Raw genomic sequence first — 621 nt, forward strand, 5'->3', positions numbered from 1 at the left:
GCACATGTATTGATATCTTTGATACGGGTAGCGGTAAGTTGTTTACCAATTCACCATCAGTGGCCTACTTAGACAGCATTGGCGGTAGTGCTACAAACGATATTTATACTGAAGTTGGAACTTACGGCCCAGCTGGTGATTTCTACAGATTCGACTGGAATAACGCAAATGCATTGTGCGATACCTACAACACCCTTAGTCTCGGCGGACGAACTAACTGGCGTTTAGCGGAAAGAGACGAGTTAAAAATGGAGCTATACGACGTATATCTTAATATGTTTACCGCGCGCGGTTGGCCTACCTACCACAGCTATTGGTCGGCGACTCCTGATAGTTCTAACTATTACCTCGTGGTCCTCTCCTATGGCTACGTCAACAGCCTCAATCCGAGGGTCACGACCTACGCATCCTGCGTCTCAAATCCTTAAAGTTGAGCGTTTAGAGTTTAACGTTTTAATTTTTAATTTTAGTTTTTGAAGTGTCAGAGTTGCATCTGGCACTTTTTAAAAGGGGGAAGATAGGTGAATATTGAAACTAAATTAGCATTGGTTGAAAGCAGTCAACGTATTGTTGGCATAAAAGAGGGGATGTTTGTACGTTTCTATGAGCAATCACTCTTTG

At 42.8% G+C, this 621-nt stretch carries 1 protein-coding gene; it reads left to right on the forward strand.

The genetic code is table 11. The features are described 5' to 3' along the window. Nucleotides 1-428, forward strand: a 428-nt coding sequence (locus tag HC725_RS16570) for an Lcl domain-containing protein (RefSeq protein ID WP_190332954.1), incomplete at its 5' end; no start/stop codon positions are given. Between the last annotated feature and the right edge of the window lie 193 nt (nt 429-621).

This window comes from Vibrio sp. S17_S38, from assembly GCF_014694375.1.
Taxonomy (GTDB): domain Bacteria; phylum Pseudomonadota; class Gammaproteobacteria; order Enterobacterales; family Vibrionaceae; genus Vibrio.